Raw genomic sequence first — 17396 nt, forward strand, 5'->3', positions numbered from 1 at the left:
GATGAGCCTGACGGGGACCCCCCTCTTCGCGACGGTGGTCGCCCTGACCGTGATCGCCGTCGTCCTGCCGCTGATCGTGTGGAGCAAGGTGCGCGGCCCCGCCGTCGCACGCGTGGCGACACGCGCCCTGATGGTGGTGTTCGCGCAGGTCACCGCTATCGCGCTGGTGTTCGTCGGGATCAACCGGGACATGAACTTCTACGCCTCCTGGGGCGATCTCCTCGGCACCGGGACGTATGTGACCGCCGCCCCCGACCTCGGTCCCGACGGGCTCGGCGGGAAGAAGGCCGAGGCCGCCCCGAAGGTGAAGCAGGCGTTCCAGCCCGTCGAGGGCCTCGGCGGACGCGTGCAGAAGACCGAGTTGGACGGCAAGGTCTCGGGGGTGAGGGGCGACGTCATGGTGTGGCTGCCGCCCCAGTACGACGACCCGGCGTACAAGGACAAGAAGTTCCCCGTGGTCGAGCTGATCCCGGGCATTCCGGGCACGGGCAAGTCCTGGTTCCAGGGCCTCAAGGCGCACGAGGTGCTGGAGCCGCTCATGAAGAGCGGCAAGGTGCAGCCCTTCATCCTGGTCTCGCCGCGCGCCATGCTGCTGGGCAACGCCGACACCGGCTGCGCGAACCTGCCCGGCAAGGTCAACGCCGACAGCTGGTTCAGCGTCGACGTCCGCAAGATGGTCGTCGACAACTTCCGGGTCTCGGAGGAGGCCCGGAGCTGGGGCGTGGCCGGGTACTCGGCCGGGGCCTACTGCGCCGCCAAGCTGGCGATCGCCCACCCCGACCGCTACAGCGCGGCCGTCTCCCTGTCCGGTTACAACGACCCCGGCCAGGAGCCCTCCTCGCTGGTCGCCCAGGATCCGGAACTGCGCCGCACGCACAACCTGAAGCACGTGCTGCAGTCGGCGCCCACACCGCCGGCGGTGTCACTGTGGATGTCGGGGGCCGAGCACGACGGATACCTGTCGGGCACGGACCTCAAGGCCCTCGCGAAGAGCCCCACCACGGTCCACGCCGAGAAGGTGACGGGCGGGCACAACCTCGACTCGTGGTCGAAGCAGCTGCCGCAGACCTTCGACTGGCTGAGTCGGACGGTCAAGGCGCCGTAGGGCCGGTGCCGCGGCGGCCGCGGCCGCGTGGCTATGCGGGGCGGGAGGCGCCCGCCCAGGGCATCGAGTCGATCGGGGCCACCCGGACCGTCGACCCGGGGCGCGGGGCGTGGATCATCTGGCCGCCGCCGATGTACAGGCCGACGTGCGTGACCCCGGAGTAGAAGAACACCAGGTCGCCGGGGGCCAGCTGATCGCGGGAGACGCGCCTGCCCGCGTTGATCTGGGTGTAGGTGGTGCGGGGGAGGGACACCCCGGCCGAGCGCCAGGCCGCCTGGGTCAGCCCCGAGCAGTCGAAGGAACCCGGGCCCGTCGCACCCCACACGTACGGCTTGCCGATCGCCCCGTGCGCGAAGGCCACGGCACGGGCCGCCCGCGAGCCGTCCGAGGGGGGCGGGGGCGCGGACTGCGGGCGCGCGGCGGGGGCCGCGCCGGCCGAGCGCGCCTCGTACGCCGCCCGCTGCTCGGCGGTCAGCTTCGCCAGCAGCCGCTTCGCGGTGGCCAGCCTGCCCTCGATCGCGGCCTTGTGCCCGGCGAGCTCGTCCCGCCGCGTGCGCAGGTCGGCGAGCCGTCCGGCGGCCTGCTCGCGCAGCTTGCCGACCTCGTCGAGGTGGCGGCGTACGGAATTGATCCCGGCGGCGTTGCGGTCTCCGGCGCGGGAGATGAACGACGCCTGGGCGAGGTACTCCTGCGGGTCGGCCGCCAGGGCGAGCTGCACGGCGGTCCCGAGGGCCCCCGTGCGGTACTGGCCGGCGGCGAGCGAACCGAGCGTGCCGCGGGCGGCGTTGAGCTGGTCGGTCCTGCGGGCGGTCTCCTCGCGCAGGCCGGTCAGCGCGCGCTCGGCCTCGTCGGCCTTCTCCTTCGCCCCGTTGTACCGCTCGGTCGCGGCCTCGGCCTCCTCGTAGAGCCGGTCGACCTCCGCCTCGACCTGTGCGGCCGTGGCGCGGGGGTCGGCCTGGGAGGTGCCTTCGAAGGCGGTGGCGGTGGCAGCGCCCGCGAGGGCGAGGGTCGCGGCGGTCCGTACGGTGCCGCCGGAGAGCGGGCGCTGCCTGGGCTTTCGATGACTGGCCACGCGGGCCTCACGTCCTTCCTTTTGCCGGTGCCGGGCAGGAGGACGCTAGACCCGCAGGTAACGGGCGGATGACGAGATGATCGCAAGTGCCCTGATGCGACCGGGGTTGGCCGACGGGGACCGAAGGGGATCAGTGCCAGAGGACGGCGATGAAGATATTGACCACGGTCAGACCGCCCACGGCGCCGAACAGCGCCTTGTCCACCCGCTCCTCGTCCCGCTTGACGTAGACGAGGGCGAGGATCACGAAGAGGATCGCCAGCTTCACGCCGATCTTGACGTTGTCGACCGCCGAGCCGTCCATCTCGTTGAAGCCGACCAGCAGCACGCCGGTGACGAGCATGGTGAGTGCGCCGTGCAGCATGGCGGGCACGAAGCGGGCGGTGCCCGCGCCCATCGCCTTCATCTGGGTGAGGAAGCCACCGAGCAGCGAGGCGATCCCGATGATGTGCAGGCCGACGAAGACATTGATCAGTACGTCCATGGCGACGAGCGTACGGGCGGCCGGCCGGGGTCCGGAGGGCGGGTGCCGGGCGGGAAACGGTGGGGGCGGAGGTGCCGGGCGGGGGAGCGGGGGCTCGGGGGTTCGGCCGGGGGTCGGGGCGGCCCGGATTCCGGCGCGGCCCGGATTCCGGCGCGGCCCGGATTCTGGCGCGGCCCGGATTCTGGCGCGGCCCGGACTCCGGCGCGGCCCGGATTCCGGTGCGGCGGCGACCGTACGTGATCTTCGTATGATCCGTCCCGGTCCGTACGACTTCTGCGTACAGTGGGCGCATGGCCGCCGACGAGCTCCACCACCCCGACGCCACCCGGCTCGAACTGGTCGAGGTGCTGGCGGCCCTCGGTCATCCCGCCCGGCTCGAGATCGTCCGGACCCTGGCCGGCGCCGGGGCCGAGGTCTTCTGCGGGGCCGTGGCCACCGGACTCCCGCGCTCCACCGTCACCCACCACCTGCGCACGCTGCGCGAGGCCGGGGTGATCCGCCAGCGTCCCGACGGCCGCAAGCTCTTCCTGACCCTGCGCCGCGAGGACCTGGAGCAGCGCTTCCCGGGACTGCTGGCCCTGGCCGTCGGCGATTTTCCGGGCCCGGGACCGGCTGTCGGTCCCGCCCCCTAGACTCGGAATGCGATGAGCAGCCTCTTTGACGACAGTTTCCTGGCGGACCTCACCCCCTCCGACGAGGTCCCGCCGCCGCCCGAGGAACACGCCGCCCCGGAGCCGGTGGCGGACGACCTCTTCGGCGGCCGGTTCGACGTACCCCTGACCGGGGACGCGTACTACCGCGACGGCGCCCCCAAGCCCGTCATCGACCCGGCGGCGCTCCTGGACGGGCTGAACGAGCAGCAGGCGGCGGCCGTGGTGCACGCGGGCTCGCCGCTGCTCATCGTCGCCGGTGCGGGTTCCGGGAAGACCCGCGTGCTGACCCACCGCATCGGGCACCTGCTGTCCGCGCGCAAGGTCCACCCCGGCCAGATCCTGGCGATCACCTTCACCAACAAGGCCGCCGGGGAGATGAAGGAGCGGGTGGAGAGCCTGGTCGGCCCGCGCGCCAACGCCATGTGGGTCTCCACCTTCCACAGCGCGTGCGTCCGGATCCTGCGCCGCGAGTCGAAGCGCCTCGGGTTCACCTCCTCGTTCTCGATCTACGACGCGGCCGACTCGAAGCGCCTGATGGCGCTCGTCTGCCGCGACCTGGACCTGGACCCGAAGAAGTTCCCGCCCAAGGCGTTCAACGCCAAGATCTCGAACCTGAAGAACGAGCTGATCGACGAGGAGGCCTTCGCCGACCAGGCGGCTGGGACGGACTCCGGGGGAGGGTTCGAGAAGACGCTCGCCCAGGCGTACGCGATGTACCAGGGGCGGCTGCGCGAGGCCAACGCGCTCGACTTCGACGACATCATCATGACCACCGTCCACCTGCTCCAGGCGTTCCCCGACGTCGCCGAGCACTACCGGCGCCGCTTCCGCCACGTGCTGGTGGACGAGTACCAGGACACCAACCACGCCCAGTACACCCTCGTGCGCGAGCTCGTCGGCACCGGCTACCCGGACCTGCCCCCCGCCGAGCTGTGCGTGGTGGGTGACGCCGACCAGTCCATCTACGCCTTCCGCGGCGCGACCATCCGCAACATCCTCCAGTTCGAAGAGGACTACAAGGACGCGACGACGATCCTGCTGGAGCAGAACTACCGCTCCACGCAGACGATCCTGTCCGCCGCCAACGCGGTCATCGAGCGCAACGAGAACCGCCGCGCGAAGAACCTGTGGACCCAGGCCGGCACCGGCGCGGTCATCACCGGCTACGTCGCGGACACCGAGCACGACGAGGCGCAGTTCGTCGCCGACGAGATCGACCGGCTGACGGACGCGGGCTCCGCCAAGGCGGGCGACGTCGCGATCTTCTACCGGACGAACGCGCAGTCGCGTGTGTTCGAGGAGATCTTCATCCGGGTCGGACTGCCCTACAAGGTCGTCGGCGGCGTCCGCTTCTACGAGCGCAAGGAGGTCCGCGACGTCCTGGCGTACCTGCGCGTCCTCGCCAACCCCGAGGACAACGTCCCCCTCCGCCGGATCCTGAACGTGCCCAAGCGCGGTATCGGCGACCGCGCCGAGGCGATGATCGACGCGCTCGCGATGCGCGAGAAGATCACCTTCCCGCAGGCGCTGCGGCGTGTGGACGAGGCCTTCGGCATGGCCGCGCGCTCCACGAACGCGGTCAAGCGCTTCAACGTCCTGATGGAGGAACTGCGCACCATCGTCGACTCGGGCGCCGGGCCCGCGGTGGTGCTGGAGGCGGTCCTGGAGCGTACGGGCTACCTGGCCGAACTCCAGGCCTCGACCGACCCGCAGGACGAGACGCGGATCGAGAACCTCCAGGAACTGGCGGCGGTGGCGCTGGAGTTCGAGCAGGCGCGGGAGACCGCGGCGGCCGAGGCCGCCGAGGCCGGAGCGCCGGCCCCCGGATCGGGCACCCTGGCGGAGTTCCTGGAGCAGGTCGCGCTCGTCGCCGACTCCGACCAGATCCCCGACGAGGACACCGAGGGCACCGGCGTCATCACCCTCATGACCCTGCACACCGCCAAGGGCCTGGAGTTCCCGGTGGTCTTCCTGACCGGCATGGAGGACGGGGTCTTCCCGCACATGCGGTCGCTGGGCCAGACGAAGGAGCTGGAGGAGGAGCGCCGCCTCGCCTACGTGGGCATCACCCGGGCGCGCGAGCGGCTCTACCTGACGCGGTCCTCGATGCGCAGCGCCTGGGGGACGCCTTCGTACAATCCGCCGTCGCGGTTCCTCGAGGAGATCCCGGCGGAGTACCTGCAGTGGAAGCGCACGGGTGCGGCCCAGAAGCCGGCGGGCCCGATCCGCGGCTCGGGCGGAGGCGCGGGCGGGAGGACTTCGTTCGGCACCTCGCCGGAGGCGTTCCTGTCCTCGTCGCGCACGAAGTCCGGACCGTCCGGATTCGCGACGCGCCGGGCGTCCGACAAGCCGGTGATCGCGCTGATGGTCGGGGACCGGGTGACGCACGACCAGTTCGGACTCGGGACGGTCATGGAGGTCAAGGGAGCGGGCGCGGACGCGCAGGCGACCATCGACTTCGGCGACGACAAGCCGAAGCGGCTGCTGCTGCGCTACGCGCCGGTGCAGAAGCTGTAGGACGCCCGGCTGCGGTGGGGCCGGGCGCGGGGCGGGCCGTGGCCGGCGCGGCTTCGGTCCCGGCGCACGCCCATCGGCTCGCTGCCGAGGCGGCTGCCCGGGGCGGGCCGCCGAGGTAGGCGGCCCGAGGCGGGCGGCCGAGGGGCGGCCCGAGGCGGGCGGCTAGGTCGGGTTCAGGCCGTGGCTGCGGAGCCAGGCCAGGGGGTCGATCGCCGAGCCGCCGCCGGGCCGTACCTCGAAGTGGAGGTGCGGGCCGGTGGAGTTGCCGGAGTTGCCGGAGTACGCGATGACCTCACCGGCCTTGACCTTGCCGCCGCGGATCTTGGTGCTGCTGAGGTGGCAGTACCAGGTCTCGGTTCCGTCGGGCGCGGTCACTATCGCCATGTTCCCGTAGGCGCTGTTGTACTGGGTGCGCACGGTGCCGTCGGTGGCGGCCATGACCGGGGTGCCGTAGCCGACGGGGAAGTCGATGCCGGTGTGCACGGACATCCACATGCCGCCGGACTGGCCGAAGTTGGCACTGAGGCCGTGCTGTGCGACGGGGACGGCGAACTTGGGGCGGGCCGCTTCCTTGGCCGCGGCCTCCTCCGCCTTCCTCTTCTTCTCCTCTTCCTGGCGCTGGCGCAGGTCGATGCGCTCCTGCGTGCGGCTCGCGCGGTCCGCGAAGTCGCCGGCGTCGGCGCTGAGCGCGGCCAGTTGGGTGTCGAGCTTGGTGTTCGCCGCGACGGGCTTCACCGAGGCCGGATCGGGCGCGGCCATCGTGGTGGTGTCCTCGGACGTCTTCTCCGTGCCGGCCAGTCCACCGACGGAGGCGGCCGCGACACCCGCGACGCCCATCACGCAGGCGGAGGGCACGGCCACGGTCAGCAGGGCGGAACGCTTCGCCGGGGTCCGCCGGCGACTGCTGCCGCTGCCGCTGCCGCTCGTCTTGGCGCCGGCTTTGGCGCCGCCCTTGGTGCCGGTGCCGGTGCCGGTGCCGTTCTTCGCCGCGGTCCGGCGCGCGGCGCGCGCCCCGGCGGGGGCGGTGACGGGCATGGCCTGGGTGGGGAGGTCGTGGACCGTCGGCACCTCGGCCGCGTCGTCTGCCGCGTCGTCGGTGACGGGTTCGAAGACGGCGGTCTCCTGATACGTCTCGACGGTCTCCTGGGACGGGATGTGGATGTCGTAGGCGGCGTAGTCCGCCACGGCCGTGGCCGTCTCGTACGTGTACTCCTGCGGCGCGTACTCCTGCTGCTGCGCGGGCTGGTACTCGTACGGGGTCTCGGTCTGGGGCTGGCTCTGCGCCTCGGTGACCGTGTTCCAGGCGGTGGCGTCGTAGGCCCCCGTCTCGGTTCCGTAGCCGGGCATCGCCCAGTGGCCGGTCTGCTCGGCTGAGGTGTCGTAGCCGAAGGAGACGGCGGGCTGATAGTCGGCGTAACCGGAGTGATCCGTGCCGGTCGTGTTCCACGCACCGGTGTCGCTGCCCCAGCTCCCGCCCTGGGCCGGGATCGTGGACATGTAGGCGTCCTGGCCCTGGCCCTGACCCTGGCCGTCTTGGGAGACCCATGCCGTGGTGTCGTACGCGCCGGTGTCATAAGAGCCGTATGCCGCGTAGTTGACCCCCTGGCCCTGCGTTTCATAGGAAACGTAGGTCGAGTCACCAGCGAAAGTGGTGGTGGCAAGGCCGTCATACCCGGAATCCGGGAACTGGCCCGGCGAGGGGCGGTCGTTCACCAACTTCTCTTTCGCCTCGGCAGCGGGGGCCTGGGTGGCCGGGGAACCAGGGGTTCACCGGAGGAGAGCAGTGGCGTGACTGTACCCGGCGGTTACTGGCAACGACAATCTTCCGCGACCTCCGTTGTCAGCGGAACCGGGCATTCAGCCCTCTTTCGGTCGCGCAAAGACGCACCCTTGGCCTTGAGTTCGAAATCCGTTCGACTCCGCGCCGGTTGTCGTCTAGGCGACGGCTGCGGTTCCCGGGGCCGCCGCCGGGGCCGGTCCGAGACCGTCGAGGACGCGGCGGATGGCCGCGATGACGGTCGGGTGGACGGCCAGGGCAAGGTGTCCCACCCCGGTGACCTGCACGTTCTCCGCGCGGAGGTCCGGGTGGTCCAGGCAGGCCGTCCCGACGGGGGTCATCACGGCGTCGAACTCGCTCCAGAAGGCCACACACCGGGTGGCGCACCCCGGCGTCGGCGCGGCCAGTTCGTTCAGTACGTCGGAGCCGGGGCGCATCTGCCGCATGAGCGGGTGCGCGTCCAGGAACGGGGCGATCCGGGTGCCGGAGTGCGGAGTGCCGAGGGTGACCAGGGTCCGGACGCGGGCGTCGCCGCCGAGCCGCTGCACGTAGTACCGGCCGACGAGACCGCCCAGGCTGTGTCCCACCAGGTCGACCTGCTCCTGACCCGTGCGCTCGCACAGTTCCTCGACGCGCCGGGCGAGGAGGCGGGCGGCGTCGCGCAGGTCGCGGGTGAGGGGCGAGTAGTTGTGCGCCTCCACGTGGCGCAGGCCGTCCGCCGCGAGCGCGCGGCGCAGCAGGACGAAGACGGAGCGGTTGTCGGTGAACCCGTGGAGCAGCAGGACGGGCGGGCGTGTCGCGGGCAGGTCGGCGGCGGCCTTCTCCTGCCACACCCCGGTGGGGTACAGGAAGAGGTGTCCGCCCAGAACGACCAGCTCGAGGGCGCCGGCCCTCAGGGCGGCACCCGAGGCGGGAATCGACACCGGTATGGACAGCCCCATGGACGGCTCCCCTCGACCCCTGCGGGCCGTGGCCAGGGGACGGCTGGTCGGGCGCCACCGTGCCGTCGGCTGTCGGCACGGTGACGCAATGTCGTCCCACGTGTGATTTCCCCCTCCCGGTCCACCGCGAAACGGCGGCGTGCGCGATGCTGTACTTAACGTTCGTTCACTCGGGAGGCAGTGCGATGGGTGTGACCGGTCCGATCCGTGTGGTGGTGGCCAAGCCGGGTCTCGACGGCCACGACCGCGGCGCGAAGGTGATCGCGCGGGCGCTGCGTGACGCGGGCATGGAGGTCATCTACACCGGCCTCCACCAGACCCCCGAGCAGATCGTGGACACCGCCATCCAGGAGGACGCCGACGCGATCGGCCTGTCGATCCTGTCCGGCGCCCACAACACGCTGTTCGCGCGCGTCCTGGACCTCCTGGCGGAGCGCGAGGCGCAGGACATCAAGGTCTTCGGCGGCGGCATCATCCCGGAGGACGACATCGCCCCCCTCAAGGACAAGGGCGTGGCCGCGATCTTCACGCCGGGCGCGACGACGACATCCATCGTCGACTGGGTCCGCACAAACGTTCGCCAGTAGCCCCCCGGCGGTGCCCGGCTCCGGTTCCTGTCCAGCCGGGCAGGAGCGGGAGCCCTGTCCCCGCCGGCCCCCAGCCGCACGCCGCCGGAGCACGCCGCCCGTCCGGGCCCCTGCCCGGCCGGGCACGAACCGAAGCCGGGCCCGGCCCCCAGCCACACGCTGGGGCACCCCGGCCCTCCAGGCCATGGCCGGCCGGGCACGAGCCGAAGCCGGGCCCGGCCCCCAGCCACACGCTGGGGCACCCCGGCCCTCCAGGCCCCTGGTCGGCTGGGCACGAGCCGAAGCCCCGGCCCGCCAGTGACACGCTGGGGCGCGCCCGCCCGTCCGGGCCCCTGCCCGGCCGGGCACGAGCCGAAGCCGGACCCGGCCCCCAGCCACACGCTCGGGCACCCCGGCCCCGCAGGCCCCTGGCCGGCTGGGCACTAGCCGAAGCCCCGGCCCGGCCCCCCAGTGACACGCCGGGTACGGCAGTCCCCTGGCCTTCCGGCTGGCAAGCCGCAACGGCCGGGGCACAGGCCAAGCCTGCCCGCGTCGCTCTGGGACCCGCCATCAAAGCCGCGACGGCCGGGGGCACAGGCCGGGTCTGCCCCGGGGGCCTACCGCCCGGTAGCGCGCGACGGCGGCCCCCTGCCGCTGCAGGCCGCCTGGCCCCGCCCACCGCCCCGGCGCGTGCCCGGCCCCTGCCGCCCCCCGAAGGCGCGTCCATGGGTCGGGCGTGGCCTGACCCCGTCGGCTTGCCCGCCTGCCATCGCGCGGCGTCGGCCGCCGGATCCTCCGCTGCGGCCACCGGGCCCGCCCACCACCTCGGCGCGCGCCGCGAGTCGGCCCCTGCCGCCCCTGCAACCGCGTGTATAACCCAAGCGTGGCCTGACCCCGTCCTGCCTGCCTGCAATCGCGCGGCGGCTGCCCAGCCCCTACCGCTGCGGGCCACCGGGCCCCACGCCGGAACGCGCAGCCCTGCCGACCGACGGCGGCCCAGGGGTGACCTGAGCCCGTCGGTCGGGTGGCCCAGGCTTGGCCTGAGGCCCCCCCCGCACCGCGCGGCGGCGTTGGGCCCTGGCGGGTGGGGCACCGGGCCTCGCCCGTTCCTGGAACGCGGCACCTGAGTACGCAGCCCTGCCGGCTCCTCGGCTCCTCGGCCTGGCGACCGGCAGGCCGCGAGCGTCGGAGCAGAGGCCCGGCCTGAGCCCCTCGATCTGCCCGCCCGCTCGGCCGCCGCATGCCACCCAGACCACCGGCCCGTGAGGCGCAGGCCGCGAATGCCCGGAGTGGCGGCGGCGCAGGAGCCCGCCCGCTTCGGGCCGCCTGGTCGGCGTCAGAGGCGAGCCCCGGTTGTTTGGTCGCCCGGCAGGGGCCTGCGGGGCGGTGGGGGGCCGGGTGGGTCAGGGCGGGGTGAGTTCGCTGAGCATGGTGGCGCGGAGGCGGAGGGTGGCCGTCAGGCGTTGGAAGGCTTCCGACCAGTACGCGGCGGCGCCGGGCGTGGCATCGGGCGGCTCCTCCGCCCCGGCGGCCACCGCCTCCAGCCGACCGGCCTCCGCAGGATCGAGGCAGCGCTCCGCCAGGCCCATCACCCCGCTGAAGCTCCACGGGTAACTGCCCGCCTCACGGGCCGAGTCCAGCGCGTCCACCACGGCCCGCCCCAGCACCCCCGCCCACGGCACCATGCACACCCCGAGCAGCTGGAACGCCTCCGAGAGGCCGTGGGCCCGTATGAACCCGGCGACCCACTCCGCCCGTTCGCCGTCGGGCAGGGTCTCCAGGAGCTTGGCGCGCTCCGCGAACGACGCCGTGCCCGGCCCCGCCGCGGGCGGCGCGGACGCCTCCCCCAGCAACGCCCGCGACCACCGCGCGTCGCGCTGACGCACCGCCGCCCGGCACCACGCCGCGTGCAGCTCCTCCCGCCAGGACTCACCCTCGGCCACCGGCAGCGCCACGATCTGCGCCGGGCTCAGCCCCCCGAACCGCTCGGACCAGCAGGACAGCGGCGCCGCCTCCACCAACTGCCCCAGCCACCATGCCCGTTCCCCCCGGCCGGCCGGCGGGTTCCTGACCACCCCGTCCCGCAGCATCCCCGCATCACACTCCGCCGGCGGATCAACCCCCTCCGGGCCCACACAAGCCAGGGCGCGCTCCGCCATCCGCCCCGCCAGCGCCGATCCCGGCAGTGCCGACAGCAGCTCGGCGGCAGTCGCGCGGACGTTGCGGCTGCGGTCGCCGAGGGCCGCCTCCAGGAACGGCTCGTCGCCCTGCGACAACCCGACCCGCAGCGAATCGAGGAACATCAGCCGGTCCTCGGCCCGCTCGGTGCTCCAGGTCGTCGCCAGCAGCCTGGTCGCGGCCGCCGGGTCGTGGGCCCTTACGGCGCCCAGCAGCGCCACCCGCTCCGCGAACAGCCCCTCCTGCCAGAGCCGGTCCACCCCGGCCCGGTCGGTCATCTCCGGCAGTTCCCCGGCTCCGCCGGTCCCCCCGCGCAGGGCGAACCGCCAGTCCGGGTTCAGCTTCGCCAGCCACAGCCCCCGTGCCCCGGCCAGGGCCAACGCCTGCGCCCGCAGGTCCGTACGGGCCCGCGCCGCGTCCAGCAGCGCGGGGACGAGCGCCGCCGGTGCCCGGTAGCCGTGCCGGCCCGCCGCCGCCAGCCACTGCGGCAGCAGTTCGGTCAGATCCGGGGCGCCGCCGCGCCGCCCGCCGGTGCCCGCCCCCGTCCGGCCGGCCAGCAGCTGCGCGAGCCGCTGCCGGGCCGCGGCCGGCGGCGCCGGACGCGGGTCGTGCGGCGCCGGATCCGGGCGCGTCTCCGCTCGGGCCGGCCGCAGCCCGGCCCGGCGCCGCACGGTGTGCGCGGCCGCCGCGTCCAGCAGGGCCTCCGGCGAACCGGCCGGGCCCCCGCCCCGGCGCCGGTCGGTGCCCAGCAGTGCCGCCCCGACCAGCTCCTCCCACTCCCCGTACTCCTCGTCGCTCCTGCCCCTTGCCACTGGACCCCTCCCTCGACTCTCGTCCCTCGACTCTCGTCCGTCGTCACTGCCGCGCTCCGGTCCCGCCCCCTCCGCGGGACCGGAGCAGTCGATGCCCCGTTCCATCAGTCGGTCAGTCGGTCAGCCGGTCAATCGGTCAGCCGGCCAGTTGGTCAATTCGTCCATGGGTCGATTGGTCTGTCGGTCATGCGGTTGCCCCGTTCGCGAGTTGCGCCCCTGCCGCACCGCGCTCAGCTGGCGTGGTTGTCGTCCATGCAAGCCCCCCGGCCTCTCGTCGCCCCACGACGGCGCCCCCGCGCCGCCGCGTCCTTCCTCGCCCGCGCCGCCCCTTCCAGACGGCACAGGTGTCCCCAGGCCCCTACCGATTTCCGTTGTCCTGCGCTGCTCCGCGACGCCCCCGCCCGGTCAGGCCAGCGGCACCGCCTCCGGCGCATCCGGCTGCCAGGCCGTCAGCGGGGTGAAGCCGCGGTGGCCGCATTCCCCGAACACCGTCACCGGGCGCCCGCCCGACAACGCGGCCAGCTGCCACAGGCCGCCGCGCGGACGGCTGCCCGCCCCCGTGACGGGCACCGGCAGGGCGGAGTCACCCTCCGCGTCCGCCAGCTGCCAGCCGAGCTCGCCCGGTATGGGGATGACCGGACCAAGCACCACCGGCCAGGACTCCAGCCACGGGTCCTCCCGCAGCGCCGCCCCGTACGCCTCCAGAGCGGCGCCCGTGCCCACCCCCGCCGGTACCGCCGCGCAGGGCACGGCTGCCGAGGGGCTGTTCCCGAGATCTGCCCGCAGCCCCGCGGAGCCGGGCCGGAAGCGGACGTCCGCCTCCAGTACCAGCCCGACCGGCAGGGCCAGACCCGGCGGCCGCCCGGGCGGTCCGAAGTCCAGCACCAGGGCCGGCCGTCCGCTCGCCAGCCCGCGCAGCCATATCCGGCGGGTGGTGAGCCGGCCGTCCGCGGACACCGAGTCGTACTGGGCCAGCACCAGCCAGCGGTCCCGTACGGCCTCCCCCTCCCCGGAGGCCGGCAGTCCCACTCGGCTGCGGACGGTCGCGGCCAGCTCTGCGGGCAGGGCCGACACACCCAGCCAGGCCCGGTCCAGCAGGTGCAGCAGCGCCGCCTCCTCCAGCATCCTGGCGGGCCAGCCGGGGCCGCAACTGGGTATCGTGCCCAACTCCCGCACCCGCCCCGCCAGTCCGGGAGCTTGCGCGTCGACCATCCGGGCGGCCGTCTCCTCCCACCCCGCGTAACCCGCCTGCTCCTGCCCGGCGAGGCCGCCGCGCAGCAGGTCCGCCAACCGCTGCTCCAGCTCGGTGACGCCCGCGCCGATCCGCGCCGCCCGCCGCTCGGCCCGCCGCCGCGCCCCCTCCTCGTCCGCCGGTCGGCCCGCCGGGGCGGGCTGCCGCCCGGCCTTCGCCGCGCGCTCCGCCAGCCACCGCGCGGCCCATTCCGGTGCTTCCCCCGCTTCGCCCACCCCCTCCGCGGACCAGAGCAGCAGCAGGCCCAGTGCGTGCTTGCACGGGAACTTGCGGCTCGGACAGGAGCAGTCGTACGCCGGTCCCGCCAGGTCCACGACCGTGCGGTAGGGCTTGCTGCCGCTGCCCTTGCACAACCCCCAGACAGAACCGGAAGCGGAACCTCCGATCTGTGACCACGGCCCCGCCCCGCCGAGTCTGCCGCCCGCCGTGCGTGAGGCATCGTCAGGAGCCAGAGCCAGTACCTGTTCCGCCGTCCAGCGGACCCCCTGCTGAGTCATGTGAACCACCGTACGGACCCTCACTGACAATCGCTCTGACCAGCAACAACGCTGTCCTCAAGGGTCGTTGTCAGTGGCATGGTGCACCGTGGTCAACAGCAGTCGGAAGCGGCTGCGGAGCCTTGGAGGGGGACCATGACGACGACGGGGAACGACCGCCGGGCGCAGGCGCTGCGACCGCATGCCGAAGACGCCTTCGCACACGAACTGAAAGCCTTGGCCACCGCGGACGACCGACCCCGCCCGGCCCGCTGGAAGCTCTCCCCGTGGGCCGTGGCCACCTACCTGCTCGGGGGCACGCTCGCGGACGGCACGGTGATCACGCCCAAGTACATCGGGCCGCGCCGCATCGTCGAAGTCGCCGTCACCACGCTGGCCACCGACCGGGCCCTGCTCCTCCTCGGCGTCCCCGGCACCGCCAAGACCTGGGTCTCCGAACACCTCGCCGCCGCCGTCAGCGGAGACTCCACCCTCCTCGTCCAGGGCACCGCCGGCACGCCGGAGGAAGCCATCCGGTACGGCTGGAACTACGCCCGGCTCCTCGCCCACGGCCCCAGCCGGGAAGCACTCGTCCCCAGCCCCGTCATGCGGGCCATGGCCGACGGCATGACCGCCCGCGTCGAGGAGCTGACCCGCATCCCCGCCGACGTGCAGGACACGCTCATCACCGTGCTGTCCGAGAAGACCCTCCCGATACCGGAGCTCGGCGAAGAGGTGCAGGCCGTGGGCGGCTTCAACCTCATCGCCACCGCCAACGACCGCGACCGCGGGGTCAACGAGCTCTCCAGCGCGCTGCGCCGCCGCTTCAACACCGTCGTCCTGCCCCTGCCCGCCACCGCCGACGCCGAGGTCGACATCGTCGCCCGCCGCGTCGACCAGATGGGCCGCGCCCTCGATCTGCCGGCCGTGCCCGAGGGCCTGGAGGAGATCCGGCGCGTCGTCACCGTCTTCCGCGAGCTGCGCGCCGGCGTCACCGACGACGGCCGGACGAAGGTGAAGTCGCCCAGCGGCACCCTGTCCACCGCCGAGGCCATCTCCGTCGTCACCGGTGGCCTGGCCCTGGCCGCCCACTTCGGGGACGGCGTCCTGCGCCCCTCCGACGTGGCCGCGGGCATCCTCGGGGCCGTCGTCCGCGACCCGGCCGCCGACAAGGTGGTCTGGCAGGAGTACCTGGAGGCCGTGATCCGCGAGCGGGACGGCTGGAAGGACTTCTACCGGGCCTGCCGGGAGGTGACGCAATGAGCCCGCTGCTGCTGGGCGTTCGGCACCACGGGCCCGGCTCGGCCCGCGCCGTGCGCGCCGCCCTGGACGCGGCCCGGCCGCCGGCCGTGCTCATCGAGGGACCGCCCGAGGGGGATGCGCTGCTCGCGCTCGCCGCCGATCCCGGTATGCGGCCCCCCGTGGCGCTGCTCGCGCACGCCGCGGACGATCCGGGCCGGGCCGCGTTCTGGCCGATGGCCGACTTCTCCCCGGAGTGGATCGCGATCCGCTGGGCCCAGGAGGCGGCCGTGCCCGTGCGGTTCATCGACCTGCCGGCCGCCCACACGCTGGCCCGCCCGGAGGACGGGGAGCGGGAGGGCCGGGAGGGGACCGGCGGCGCGCAGTCCGATGATGTCCGGGTGGACCCCCTCGCGGCGCTCGCGCAGACCGCCGGGTATGACGACCCGGAGCGCTGGTGGGAGGACGTGGTCGAGCACCGGGGCACCGGGACCGTGCCGGACCCGCTGGCCGCGTTCGAGGCGCTCGGTGAGGCCATGGGCGCCCTGCGCGAGGCGTACGGCGATGGCGGCCACCCCCGCGACCCCGTGCGCGAGGCGTACATGCGCCAGCGGATGCGGGCCGCCCGCAGGGAGTTCGGCGAGGCGTACGCCGTGGTGTGCGGGGCCTGGCACGTCCCGGCGCTGGGGGCGAAGACCACCGCGGCCGCCGACAAGGCGCTGCTCACCGGTCTGCCCAAGGTGAAGGTGGAGACGACCTGGGTGCCGTGGACCCACCGCAGGCTGGCCCGGGCCGGCGGATACGGCGCCGGCATCACCTCGCCCGGCTGGTACGCCCACCTCTTCGCGGCCCGGGACCGGCCCGTCGAGCGGTGGTTGACCAAGGTCGCCGGGCTGCTCCGGGAAGAGGACCGGCAGGTCTCCCCGGCGCACGTCATCGAGGCGGTCCGGCTGGCCGAGACGCTGGCCGCGATGCGCGGAAGACCGCTGCCCGGACTGACCGAGACCCTGGAGGCGGTCCGGGCGGTGATGTGCGACGGATCCGATGTTCCGCTCGCGCTGATCGAGGACCGGCTCGTCGTCGGGGACGTGCTGGGGGAGGTCCCGGACACGGCGCCCGTCGTACCGCTCCAGCGCGACCTCACGCGGAGGCAGCGCTCGCTGCGGCTCAAGCCCGAGGCGCAGGAGCGCGAGCTGGAGCTCGACCTGCGCAAGGACACCGACGCCGCCAAGTCACTGCTGCTGCACCGGTTGCGGCTGCTCGGCATCGACTGGGGCATACCGACCGCCTCGCGGGGCAGCACCGGCACCTTCCGGGAGACCTGGCGGCTCCGCTGGGAACCGGAGTTGTCGGTGCGGGTCGCGGAGGCCGGGATCTGGGGCACGACCGTCCTCGCGGCGGCCACCGCCAAGGCGGAGGCGGCCGCGGCCGGGGCCGGGGAGTTGGGCGAGGTCACCGCGCTGGCCGAGCGGTGCCTGCTCGCCGGGCTGTCCGAGGCGCTGCCCGCCGTCCTGCGGGCACTCGCGGACCGGGCCGCGCTGGACACCGATGTGGCACGGCTCGCCAAGGCCCTGCCCGCGCTCGCCCGTTCCCTGCGGTACGGGGACGTCCGCGGTACCGACGCGGAGGCGCTCGGCACGGTGGCGGCCGGGCTCGCCGAGCGGATATGCGTGGCGCTGCCGTCCGCCTGCTCGGCCGGTCTGGACGCCGGGGCGGCGGCAGAGCTGCGCGGCCACGTGGACGGGGTGCACGGGGCGGTCGGGCTGCTGGCGGACGCGCAGGAGGGGCTGCGCGAGCGCTGGTCGGCGGTGCTGCGGTCACTGGCCGGCCGGGAGTCCGTGCCGGGGCTGATACGCGGCTGCGCGGCCCGGCTGCTGCTCGACGACGGACGGCTGCCGGCCGGGGAGACGGCCCGGCTGATGGGACTCGCGCTGTCACCGGCGGCGGACCCGGCCGACGCGGCGGGCTGGATCGAGGGCTTCGCGGGCGGCGGTTCGGGCGGCGGGACCTTGCTGGTCCACGACGAGCGGCTGCTGGGCCTGATCGACAACTGGCTGACGGGGGTGCCCGAGCGGGCGTTCACCGACGTGCTGCCGTTGCTGCGGCGCACGTTCGGCGCGTACGAGCCGGGCGTGAGGCGGACCCTGGGCGAGCTGGTCCGGCGGGGCCCGGGCGGTCAAGGTCCGCGCCCCGGCGCGGGCACGGCCCCCGAGGGCTTCGCGCCGCAGCTGGACCCGGCCCGGGCGGACGCGGTGGTGGACCTCGTCCGCATGCTCCTGGCCGGGCCGCCGTGCGGGGGATCGCAGGCGGCCTGAGCGGGCGGG

Annotated in this window: 12 protein-coding genes; 6 read left to right on the plus strand and 6 right to left on the minus strand. The window is 74.1% G+C overall.

Annotated elements, in window-relative coordinates; translation table 11 throughout:
• Position 1 precedes the first annotated feature (1 nt).
• Positions 2-1105 carry an alpha/beta hydrolase gene (locus AC07FY_RS21225; protein WP_479008406.1) on the plus strand — a complete coding sequence of 368 codons (1104 nt, stop codon included), beginning with the start codon at positions 2-4 and terminating at the stop codon, positions 1103-1105.
• 31 nt (positions 1106-1136) lie between these two features.
• Here AC07FY_RS21225 and AC07FY_RS21230 read toward each other — a convergent pair whose 3' ends face one another.
• Entirely contained in the window at positions 1137-2177 is a 1041-nt protein-coding gene (locus tag AC07FY_RS21230; RefSeq protein ID WP_479008408.1) for a C40 family peptidase, read from the minus strand.
• A 130-nt stretch (positions 2178-2307) separates the two neighbouring features.
• Positions 2308-2661, minus strand: a complete 354-nt coding sequence (locus tag AC07FY_RS21235) for a hypothetical protein (RefSeq protein WP_479008410.1) — start codon at positions 2659-2661, stop codon at positions 2308-2310.
• Between the two features lie 290 nt (positions 2662-2951).
• Here AC07FY_RS21235 and AC07FY_RS21240 point away from each other — a divergent pair, with 290 nt between their 5' ends.
• Positions 2952-3293 (plus strand): ArsR/SmtB family transcription factor, encoded by a 342-nt coding sequence (locus AC07FY_RS21240; protein WP_479008412.1) that lies wholly within the window; start codon positions 2952-2954, stop codon positions 3291-3293.
• Between the two features lie 12 nt (positions 3294-3305).
• A complete protein-coding gene (pcrA, locus tag AC07FY_RS21245) occupies positions 3306-5831 on the plus strand; it encodes a DNA helicase PcrA (protein WP_479008414.1) in 2526 nt (841 codons plus the stop codon).
• 162 nt (positions 5832-5993) lie between these two features.
• Here pcrA and AC07FY_RS21250 read toward each other — a convergent pair whose 3' ends face one another.
• Together AC07FY_RS21250 and AC07FY_RS21255 are read right to left on the minus strand one after the other, a co-directional pair.
• On the minus strand, positions 5994-7544 hold the full coding sequence (locus AC07FY_RS21250) for a M23 family metallopeptidase (RefSeq protein ID WP_479008416.1): 1551 nt from the start codon (positions 7542-7544) through the stop codon (positions 5994-5996).
• Between the two features lie 222 nt (positions 7545-7766).
• Entirely contained in the window at positions 7767-8549 is a 783-nt protein-coding gene (locus AC07FY_RS21255) for an esterase/lipase family protein (protein WP_479008418.1), read from the minus strand.
• Between the two features lie 185 nt (positions 8550-8734).
• Between AC07FY_RS21255 and AC07FY_RS21260 the strand changes: the two genes are divergently transcribed.
• Positions 8735-9136, plus strand: coding sequence for a cobalamin B12-binding domain-containing protein (locus AC07FY_RS21260; protein ID WP_479008420.1), 402 nt, complete (start codon positions 8735-8737; stop codon positions 9134-9136).
• 1382 nt (positions 9137-10518) lie between these two features.
• Here AC07FY_RS21260 and AC07FY_RS21265 read toward each other — a convergent pair.
• Positions 10519-12210 (minus strand): DUF5691 domain-containing protein, encoded by a 1692-nt coding sequence (locus tag AC07FY_RS21265; protein WP_479008422.1) that lies wholly within the window; start codon positions 12208-12210, stop codon positions 10519-10521.
• A gap of 300 nt (positions 12211-12510) precedes the next feature.
• Positions 12511-13854 (minus strand): SWIM zinc finger family protein, encoded by a 1344-nt coding sequence (locus tag AC07FY_RS21270; protein WP_479008424.1) that lies wholly within the window; start codon positions 13852-13854, stop codon positions 12511-12513.
• A 135-nt stretch (positions 13855-13989) separates the two neighbouring features.
• Between AC07FY_RS21270 and AC07FY_RS21275 the strand changes: the two genes are divergently transcribed.
• Both AC07FY_RS21275 and AC07FY_RS21280 read left to right on the plus strand, forming a co-directional pair.
• Positions 13990-15096: an ATP-binding protein gene (locus AC07FY_RS21275; RefSeq protein WP_479008426.1), complete on the plus strand. Its 1107-nt coding sequence runs from the start codon at positions 13990-13992 to the stop codon at positions 15094-15096.
• Positions 15093-17387, plus strand: coding sequence for a DUF5682 family protein (locus tag AC07FY_RS21280; protein ID WP_479008428.1), 2295 nt, complete (start codon positions 15093-15095; stop codon positions 17385-17387). The genes AC07FY_RS21275 and AC07FY_RS21280 overlap by 4 nt, the downstream gene beginning before the upstream one ends.
• Positions 17388-17396: the final 9 nt, after the last annotated feature.

The sequence above is a fragment of the Streptomyces sp. NPDC045967 genome (assembly GCF_056430495.1).